Source organism: Stenotrophomonas sp. STEN029 (genome assembly GCF_056760015.1).
In genome coordinates this window covers 17,673-27,285 of sequence record NZ_JBRREC010000072.1, presented here as the reverse complement: position 1 = coordinate 27,285, position 9,613 = coordinate 17,673, and the positions used below count along the sequence as shown (strand labels likewise).

Sequence of the window (9,613 nt, the reverse complement as noted above, 5' to 3'; positions counted from 1 at the left end):
GGCGGGAATCGCTCTTGCTCTTGCTCTTGATTGTGCTCTTGCCTCACGCCAGCCAAGCAAAGGCCGGAGCCAGGGCCAGAGCGATTCCCGCCTTCGCGGGAATGACGGCTTCAAAAGCTAAGGGCCCGAAGCCAAAACCAAAGCCAAAGCCAAAGCCAAACCAAAACCCTACCCAATTATCTCTTCCCACAAATCCCGCCACTCGGGATTCACCTCTTCCACCAACCGCAACTTCCACTCCCGGTTCCACTTCTTCAGCTGCTTCTCGCGAAGAATCGCCGCTTCCATGCACCCGTGAAGCTCGTACCAGACCAGCTTGTCCACGCTGTAACGCTTGGTAAAACCATCCACCACATGCTGCCGGTGTTGCCAGGTCCGCGCCACCAGATTGCTGGTAACGCCGATGTAGAGCGTGCCGTGTTTCTTCGATGCCAGAAGATAGACGGCAGGTTGTTTCATTCACTCTCGCTCAAGAGCCAGAGCGATCCCCGCCTTCGCGGGGATAACGCGCCAAAACAAGAGCAGAGCGCATCACGCCCGAGCAGCTACCAACTCGGCGATGCGCGCATGGTGTGCACGCAGCTCAGCCGCTTCGACAGCGAAGATGCCCATCTGCCCGACCTTGAACTCGATCCAGGACATGTAGACCTCCGGCAGCAGCTTGATCAGGTGCTGCTCGGAATCGCCTACTTCGCAGATCAGCAGGCCGTCTTCGGTCAGGTGGTCCGGCGCATCACGCAGGATCTTCAGCACCAGGTCCAGGCCGTCGTCGCCGGCGCGCAGGGCCAGGTCCGGCTCGTGCTTGTATTCCTTCGGCAGCGCGTCGGTCTCGTCATTGGTGACGTAGGGCGGATTGGTGACGATCAGGTCGTAGACGCGGCCCTGCAGGCCGGCGAACAGGTCGCTCTTGACCAGCTCCACGTTGTGGGCGAGCAGGCGTTCCTTGTTCTCCACCGCCAGCGACAGCGCGGCGTCGTTGACGTCGCTGCCGTCCACCTGCCAGTTCGGGTAGTAGTGGCCCATCGCGATGGCGATGCAGCCCGAGCCGGTGCACAGGTCCAGCGCGCGGTTGACGTCGCGACCGGCCAACCACGGCTCGAAGCCACTGAGGATCAGCTCGGCGATCGGCGAGCGCGGCACCAGTGCGCGCGAATCGCTCTTGAAGCTCAAACCCGCAAACCAGGCCTCACCGGTCAGGTAGGCTGCCGGCTGGCGCTCGTCGATGCGACGCTGGAACAGCGCCAGCACCTGCTTCCGCTCTTCCAGCAGCACCCGCGCCGTACCGTAGGCCGGGCCGAGGTCCGGCGGCAGGTGCAGGCTGTGCAGGGTCAGCTGGGTCGCCTCGTCCAGGGCGTTGTCATAGCTGTGACCGAAGGTCAGGCCAGCAGCATTGAAACGGCTTGCGCCGTAGCGGATCAGATCGACGATCGTTTGGAGTTCAGCGGCCGCTTCGGCAGTCATGGCAATACGGAAATACTTGAAAGGTCTGCGATTATAGGCACCTGGCCGGTATATTGATTGCCAAGTTGCAGCCGAAACTTCGGCAATGGCCCTCCAAAGGGGTGCAAACGCCCGCCAAACGGCCGGGGTGTACGCCTGCAATCCCCTACACTCCCGTATCCCGCCCGCGGCGGACCTCCCGTCCCGCCGCCGTATCCGAACGGAAGCCCGCGCGCATGTTCAATCGAAATACCGGCATCATCCTGGCCATCGCCCTGGCCGCCGGCCTCGGCCTGCTGCTGGCACAGAAGGTCTTCGGCCCCTCCAGCAAGGGCACGGACGGCACCAGCAGCATCATTTTCTATGGCACCCCGCGCACCCTGCCGGACTTCGACCTGGCCCAGTCCGACGGCACCCGCCTGATCTCCGGTGAGCTGCGCGGCCATTGGACCCTGGTGTTCCTGGGCTTCACCTCCTGCCCGGACGTCTGCCCAACCACCCTGACCGAGCTCGCCCAGGCCCAGAAACAATGGGAAACCATCCCCGACAGCCTGCGCCCGCGCGTGGTGCTGGTCTCGGTGGACCCCGAGCGCGACACCCCGAACCGCCTGGGCGAGTACGCCCATGCCTTCCACAAGGACACCATTGCCGCCACCGCCGACGTGCCGTCGCTGGAGCGTTTTGCCACCTCGCTGGGCATGGTGTTCCAGAAGGCGCCGGGCAAGCACTTCGAGCAGAACCCGGACGACTACAGCATGGACCACTCCGCCAGCATCGCCGTGCTCGACCCGCAGGGTCGGCTGGCCGGCCTGATGCGCCCCCCGTTCAACCCGCAGGCGATTGCCAGCGACCTGAAGAAGCTCACCGAGAAAACCGCACCATGAGTCTGGTTACAAGCCTCACCTATGTATTGCCGCACCGCCTGTTGTCGTCGATGGCCCGCTCGCTGGCCTATTCGCAGAACCCGCGCATCTCGCGCTGGCTGATCGACACGGTATCGAGCAAGTTCAACGTCAATCTGGCCGAAGCCGCCAATCCGGACCCGCGCAGCTACCCCAGCTTCAACGCCTTCTTCACCCGTGCGCTGAAGCCCGGCGCACGCGTGGCCGCGGCCGACCCACGCACCCTGACCATGCCGGCCGATGGCCGTATCAGCCAGCTGGGCCCGATCGAGGGTGGCCGCATCTTCCAGGCCAAGGGCCAGTCGTTCACCGCCGCCGAGCTGCTGGGCGACGCCGCCGACGCGGTCCCGTTCAACAACGGCCTGTATGCCACCGTGTACCTGTCACCGCGCGACTACCACCGCGTGCACATGCCGTGGACCGGCACCCTGCGCGAGACCGTGCACGTGCCCGGCCGGCTGTTCAGCGTGGGCACCGATGCGGTGGCCAATGTGCCGCGCCTGTTTGCCCGCAACGAGCGACTGGTCTGCCACTTCGACACCGATTTCGGGCCGATGGTGCAGGTGATGGTTGGCGCGCTGCTGGTCAGCGGCGTGGAGACGGTATGGAGCGGCGAGGAAATCCCCGCCTACGGCGACCGCATCACCCGCAAGGACTGGCGCGGCAAGGGCATCACCCTGGAACGCTTCGCCGAGATGGCACGTTTCAATTACGGCTCGACGGTGATCGTGCTGCTGCCGCCCGGCGTTGCCGATTTTGATCCCTCGCTGACGGCCGAGAGCCCGGTGCAGCTGGGCCAGGCGCTGGCGAAGCTGCGCTGACAGCGGCGCATCCGATTGTGGGAGCGGCGTGAGCCGCGCAGCAGATAGACCCTCATATTGCAGAAGCTCTGATCGCTGAAATCATCCCAGCTTCGCGGCTTACGCCGCTCCTACAAAACCAAACAAGAAGGGCGCCTTCCGGCGCCCTTTCTGTTTCAACGACCGCAGCCTTCCAGCTTCAGGCTTTGCCCGGGCTTGAGCGCGTAAGCCGGTGCGCGCAGGCCGTTGGCGCGCGCCAATGCCGGCACTTCGCATTGGAAGCGGTTGGCGATGGCGCCCAGCGTGTCACCGCGGACAACCTTGTAGCTGCGCGCTGCCCGTCGTGCCGGTGCTGCCGGACGCGGTGGCGGTGCGACAACAGGTGCGGCGGCCTGCGCTGCCTGCATCGCCTGAACATCGCCTACCGCGACGCTACCGGTAACCGTCGCCGCCGATGGCCGCTTGATCGCCGCATTCAGATCGGCCGTGATCAGCGCACGGGCCAGGTCGGCGCGCGGGCCGCTGACGCAGTAGCGGTTGTACAAGCCAGCAATGCGGGTGGTGACATTGATGGTGGTGCCGCCCGGAATCCAACCATCGGCCTCGTAACGCGGGTTGAGGTTGCGCAGCGCACGCATGTAACCGTCGCGGGTACCGGTACTGCCCAGGCAGATGGTCAGCTCGTAGATCGTGGTCGACTTGGCCAGGCGCAGCGTCGCCGGCTGTGCGTTGAGCTTGGGAAACTCGACGCCGTACTGCTGCGGGTGCAGGAAGATCCACGCTGCGGCGATCACCATCGGCACGTAGTCCTTGGTCTCGCCCGGGAACTGGTTGTACGAGGTATCGGTCCAGAAGCTCTGCCCACCGGTTTCGCGGTAGATGCGCGCGGCACGGCCTTCGCCACCGTTGTAGGCAGCCAGCGCGTACTCGATGTTCTTGTTGAGCCCACGCATGCGCTCATTCATGTAATCGGCGCTGGCACTGGCAGCGCTGCGCGGGTCAAAGCGGGTATCGAAGCCGGTGCCATCCGGGCCCAGCCCGAAACGGCGGCCGGTGGCCGGCATGAACTGCATCAGCCCCGCCGCACCCACACGCGAGGACGCATGCACACGGCCATTGGATTCCTTGGCCATGATGCCGAACAGCAGCGCTTCGGGCAGGCCGTCCTTCTCCCATTCGGGCCACATGATCCCGCGCAGGTTCATGTAGTTCTCGTAGCTGGTCAGCAGCGAGGGACGCATATCGGTGAGCCAGCGGCGGATGCCGGCCTGGATCGCCGGGTTGTACTCGACCATGTCGTCGAAGGCGTGCCGGTGGTCATTGAGCAATGCAGCTGCACGGGCGGCTTCGGGCACATCGGCCACCAGCGGCGCGATGTGGTCCGGATCGGCCTCCAATGGGCCACCGTCCTCGTCCTGCGCCTCGCCGTTGGCATCGGTCCGCTGCTTGAGCAGGCGCTTGTAGGTCGCCAGCAGATTGCTGACCTGGCAGCCCTTCTGTGCGATGCAGGCGCTGATCACGTCTTCCATGTCTTCCAGCGCGGCGTCGCCCTCGGCCGTGCCCTTGGGGTCGGCATTGGCAACCAGCACCAAGGCATCGCTGTAGCGCTTCTCGGCCGCCGTCATCCGCGCCTCGATGGCATCAACCTTGACCTTGTCACGGGCGGAGATCGCCTGGGCGGCCGGAACCACGGTCAACAGCGAAGTCGCAACCAACATCGACCAGGCACGAGCAGAAAACAGGGATACGGGCATCAGCAGCACTGCATGACAAAGGTGAGGCAGGGTAGCTGGCGGACAGACCCGGGGGCAACATTGCCACCGCCGCGATACAGTCGGCCGTTAGAATCCTTCCTTCATTCATCAATGAGTGCCTCCATGGACCCGATCCTGCTCGGCAAAGGCGTCACCGACGACATCGCCGTCACCCTGCTCCCGCGCTTCGGCAACCGTCACGGCCTGGTGGCCGGCGCCACCGGTACCGGCAAGACAGTGACCTTGATGACGCTGGCCGAGGGTTTCTCGCGGCTGGGCGTGCCGGTGTTCATGGCCGACGTGAAGGGCGACGTGGCCGGCCTTGCAGTTGCCGGCGAAGGCAGCGAGAAGCTGGCCCAACGCGCCGCCGAGATTGGCGTCGACGGCTTCGCCCCGGCTGCCAGCCCGGTGGTGTTCTGGGACCTGTACGGCAAGCTCGGCCATCCGGTGCGCACCACCGTCAGCGAAATGGGCCCCACCCTGCTGGCCCGCATCCTCGAACTCAACGACACCCAGTCCGGGGTGCTCGACATCGTCTTCAAGCTGGCCGACGACCGTGGCCTGCTGTTGCTGGACCTGGATGACCTGCGCGCCCTGCTCGGCCTGGTGGCCGAGGAGCGCAAGGACATCTCCACCGAATATGGGCTGGTCAGCGCGCAGTCGGTGGCGGCCATCCAGCGCTCGCTGCTGCGCCTGTCGCAGGACGGCGGCGAAGCCTTCTTCGGCGAGCCGGCACTGGAGCTGGCCGACATCATGCGGGTCAGCCATGACGGCCGTGGCGTGGTCGGCATCCTTGCCGCCGCGCAGCTGATCCTCAAGCCGCGCCTGTATTCCACCTTCCTGTTGTGGCTGCTGTCCGAGCTGTTCGAGCAGCTGCCGGAAGTGGGCGACCTGGAGAAACCCAAGCTGGTCTTCATCTTCGACGAAGCCCACCTGTTGTTCGACGATGCGCCACCGGCATTGGTGCAGCGTATCGAGCAGGTGGTACGCCTGATCCGCTCCAAGGGCGTGGGCGTGTATTTCTGCTCGCAGTTCCCGGATGACGTGCCCGGCAACATCCTTGGCCAACTAGGCAACCGCGTACAGCACGCACTGCGCGCCTTCACCCCGCGTGACCAGAAGGCAGTCAAGACCGCGGCCGAGACCTTCGTGCAGAACCCCAAGCTCGACGTGGTCGCCACCTTGTCGCAACTGGGCACCGGCGAAGCACTGGTGTCCACGCTGCAGGACAAGGGCATTCCCTCGCCGGTGCAGAAGACCCTGATCGCACCGCCGCGCTGCCGGATGGGCTCGATCACCGACGCCGAACGCAGCCAGGTACGCGCAGGCAGCCCGGTCGGCACCCGCTACGACACTGCCGTCAATCGCGAATCCGCAGCGGAGCTGCTGGCACAGCGCGCGGAGAAAGCGACCACACAGGCACAGGCCCCCGCCGCACGCACCCGCCAGCAGGATGAAGAACAGGAAGGCGGCTTCGGCCAGAGCATCAAGGACGCCATCTTCGGCACCAAGCGCCGCCAAGGCATGATCGAAACCATGGCCAAGCAGACCACCCGCACCGTCGGCACCAAGCTGGGCAACCAGATCGTACGCGGCATCCTGGGCAGCATCTTCGGCGGCAAGCGCTGAGTGTCCCAACCGGGCCGGCCCATTGCCGGCCCGCTGTCGCAGCAGCCACAATCAGCCCCTGACTCACGGGGGAATGTCATGGAAGACCGCAAGCGCGGCGCGAATGTGCAGCGCCTACAACCGTTCTGGCAACGACTGCCTGCGATCACGCTCTATCCTGTGCGTGGTCCGGCACTGTATTCGCTGATCGCACTCACCCTATGCACCTTGCTGACCTGGCTGCCAGCCATTGGCTGGTTGCTTGGCATCGTCACCTGGGTGGCGATCTACCGCTACGCCTTCGAGATCCTGCGCGAAACCGCAAACGGACGCATGGCCTCGCCGGAAAACACCCTCAACAGCAGCGATGGCACCGTCATCCGGCTATTGGGGTTGATGATATTGATGGGTATCTTCGTGGTGACGGTGACGATCTTCACCGGCCCCGTGATCGGTCTGCTGACACTCGGCGCGGTCGTCCTGCTGCAACCCGGCTGCGTGATCTCGCTGGCGATGGATGGCAGCCTGCGCCACGCTGCCAATCCAGTCACTTCGATCACCATCGCCTTCCGCATCGGCTGGCCCTACCTGGCCGCCTTCCTGCTGCTGTTCGTCATCCAGGCCAGCGCATTGACCGCTGGCCAATGGCTGCACACCTTCATGCCGCCCGTCGTTGGCGAGCTGGTGCTCAACCTCTTCAGCATCTGGGGCTTGTTCAGCGCCTTCCATCTGCTCGGCTATCTGGTCTACCAGTACCACGATGCGCTGGGCTTCGAACCGGAAGGTACGCACGACGCCTTTGCACGGCATGACCCGGACCAGAAACTGCTGGATGAAGCCGAACACTTCATCCGCGAAGGGCAGCCGGATGCCGCGCTGGATGCGCTACGCGGCTCGGTGCGCTCGCGTGCAGTCAGCCTGCCGGTACACGAGCTGTACCAGCGCCTGCTTCGCCGCAAAGGCGCATCGGATGCTTTGCGCGACCATGCCCGTCAGTACATCAGCCGCCTGCTGATCGAGAAGCGGGAGCGCGAGGCGATGAACGTGTTGCGTGACATGCTCGAGGTCGACCCGGACTTTACCCCTGCCGAGCCGCAGCAGGCAGCGCATCTGGCCGAACGTGCCCGCCTCGGCGGCCAGCTGCAACTGCAGATGGATACCTTGCGCGCGATGTTCAAGGCATGGCCGCGCGCACCTGATGCACCACAGTGGGCCTTGCAGGCCGCCCTGTTGCTGGGCGAACGTTACAACCGCGACGCCGAAGCACTGCAGCTGATCGAAGATGCGCTGCAACGCTGCGAAGACGATGAGCAACGCCGCAAGCTCGAGGCCGCCAAGCGGGCACTGCAGACCAGCCCTGCCTGAAACACCTCGTAATCGCGCCACCTCATGCAGCGACCGTAACCCGGATAGTCACAGCGCAGCCGGGATCGCTGGCGACCGACCAGATGTTCCTGGCCCCCTTGCCTCCCGGGTGCGCTGCGCTTACCCGGGCTACGGGCGGAGCCGCCGCGCGGGCTCGCAGCGGCAGACACCTGCCACACGCCGTTCCGCCCGGAAAACGAACCCTGCAGGTCGCTTATTCGTTCTCCAGCAGGAACCGGGCCTTGCCAGCTTGTGGCGTGGTGGAGAAGCGCTGCTGCAGCAGCTCCAGCAAGCGCCGGCGCTGCGCATGCGCATGGGCCTCGCCGTGCCGCAATGCCAGCCGCAACCAACCCTGCGCCTGCAGCTCGGCGGCCAGTTGAATGGCCTGCTCCCACACTGCCTCGGCTTCTTGCAGCCAGCCGGCCTTGAGGCAGCGCTCGAACGCTGGCTGCGCAAGCTCGGCAACCCCGCCATCGGCCAGCAGCTGCTTCACGATGCCGCGCTGTGCAGCGAGGGCTGACGCATCATCCGCATCCAGCCGCAATACATCGGCAGCGCGCGCCCGCATCTCGGCGCTATTGCCGGCATTGGCAGCCACCCGGTAACGCGCCAGGGCAATATCCAACCGTTGTGGTTGTTCGACCGCCAGTGCACTCAATACGCGCTCGGCAGCCGCATTTTCAAGACGACCCATGTAGTACTGGGCCTGCTCCCAACGCTGATCGTCGACCGCCACCTCGATGTCGTCCGCCATATAGTCCTCGCGGGTCTGCCGGCCCAGCACCAGCACGCCACCCAGCAGCGCACCGCAGATCAGTCCACCAGCATGCGCGTCGAAGCCAATGCCTGCTTCATCATTGGTCAGCAGGTTGAACACCTCCCAGCCCAGCCACAACGGCAACAGCCAGATCGCCGGCGCACGCACATAGTCGAAGATCACCCCGAACCAATAGAAGAAGCGCACCGGGCGCATACCCCAGACCACGCAGAACGCCCCCATCACCGCTGCGATGGCACCGGATGCGCCGAGCCCGCCGCCGACTTCGCCCCAGCGCCACAACACGCTGGCCACACTGGAACCCATCGCTCCCAACAGATACAGGCCGAGAAAGCGCCAGCCCCCGAGCGCGCCTTCCAGCAACAGGCCAAGTACCACCAGGAACAGCATGTTGCCCAGCAGATGCATCACGCTGCCGTGCAGGAAGGCGGCTGACAGCAATCGCCGCGGCGACCATTCCGAACTGCGCAGGATATGTCGCAGAGTGAATACCTGGTCCAGCTGCGCCTGGTACTCGCGGCGCAATGGCGCCCATGCCGCCTGTTCGTCTTCCGACTCGAACAGGCCACCGCTCTCCAGCGCTCGCTGGAACGCAACATCGCTCAAGGTCGCCATGCCAACGTAGCGGCCCCGCTGCCCTGCCGGAACTGATTCCAGTTCGGCCAAGACATCGCCCTGCGCAGTCATACGCAGATGCTTCTCGTAGACGGGCAGCTCGTATTCGGCCAGCCCGGACTGCTGGTACCAGTCCTGCGCCACCTGCACCTTCTGCTCATCACCAGCCTGCCAGGCGAAAAACACGTAGATATTGATCAGCACCAGCAACACGGTTACCAAAGGCAGCGTGCTCAGGTTGAGCGGTTTGTGCAGCGGCAGGATCAACATCGGCCGGACTTCCTTGTCAGAGAACGCAGAGCTTCAGCCATGGATTGGCCTTGCGCAAGCAAGCCCAGCTACCATGCCGGC

Annotated in this window: 8 protein-coding genes; 4 read left to right on the top strand and 4 right to left on the bottom strand. The window is 64.8% G+C overall.

Annotated features, from left to right (window positions below; translation table 11 throughout):
- Window positions 1-168: 168 nt before the first annotated feature.
- Complete coding sequence (locus tag ACVOLI_RS15095; RefSeq protein WP_296246049.1) at window positions 169-459, bottom strand: GIY-YIG nuclease family protein; 291 nt, start codon at window positions 457-459, stop codon at window positions 169-171.
- A 72-nt stretch (window positions 460-531) separates the two neighbouring features.
- Window positions 532-1,461, bottom strand: a complete 930-nt coding sequence (gene prmB / locus ACVOLI_RS15090) for a 50S ribosomal protein L3 N(5)-glutamine methyltransferase (protein ID WP_481615038.1) — start codon at window positions 1,459-1,461, stop codon at window positions 532-534.
- Between the two features lie 215 nt (window positions 1,462-1,676).
- Between prmB and ACVOLI_RS15085 the strand changes: the two genes are divergently transcribed.
- Together ACVOLI_RS15085 and asd are read left to right on the top strand one after the other, a co-directional pair.
- The gene (locus tag ACVOLI_RS15085) at window positions 1,677-2,324 is read left to right on the top strand and encodes an SCO family protein (protein WP_481615037.1); all 648 of its coding nucleotides are present in this window, start codon (window positions 1,677-1,679) and stop codon (window positions 2,322-2,324) included.
- Window positions 2,321-3,163 (top strand): archaetidylserine decarboxylase, encoded by an 843-nt coding sequence (gene asd / locus ACVOLI_RS15080; protein ID WP_481615036.1) that lies wholly within the window; start codon window positions 2,321-2,323, stop codon window positions 3,161-3,163. Before ACVOLI_RS15085 ends, asd begins: the two co-directional genes overlap by 4 nt.
- 155 nt (window positions 3,164-3,318) lie before the next feature.
- Here the strand turns inward: asd and ACVOLI_RS15075 are convergent, their stop codons facing one another.
- Complete coding sequence (locus ACVOLI_RS15075; RefSeq protein WP_481615035.1) at window positions 3,319-4,896, bottom strand: transglycosylase SLT domain-containing protein; 1,578 nt, start codon at window positions 4,894-4,896, stop codon at window positions 3,319-3,321.
- A gap of 123 nt (window positions 4,897-5,019) precedes the next feature.
- Between ACVOLI_RS15075 and ACVOLI_RS15070 the strand changes: the two genes are divergently transcribed.
- Together ACVOLI_RS15070 and ACVOLI_RS15065 are read left to right on the top strand one after the other, a co-directional pair.
- Complete coding sequence (locus ACVOLI_RS15070) at window positions 5,020-6,525, top strand: helicase HerA-like domain-containing protein (protein WP_481615034.1); 1,506 nt, start codon at window positions 5,020-5,022, stop codon at window positions 6,523-6,525.
- A gap of 78 nt (window positions 6,526-6,603) precedes the next feature.
- The gene (locus tag ACVOLI_RS15065; protein WP_481615033.1) at window positions 6,604-7,869 is read left to right on the top strand and encodes a tetratricopeptide repeat protein; all 1,266 of its coding nucleotides are present in this window, start codon (window positions 6,604-6,606) and stop codon (window positions 7,867-7,869) included.
- A 214-nt stretch (window positions 7,870-8,083) separates the two neighbouring features.
- On the opposite strand, the gene ACVOLI_RS15060 is transcribed toward ACVOLI_RS15065, so the two are convergent.
- Entirely contained in the window at window positions 8,084-9,532 is a 1,449-nt protein-coding gene (locus ACVOLI_RS15060) for a rhomboid family intramembrane serine protease (protein ID WP_481615032.1), read from the bottom strand.
- Between the last annotated feature and the right edge of the window lie 81 nt (window positions 9,533-9,613).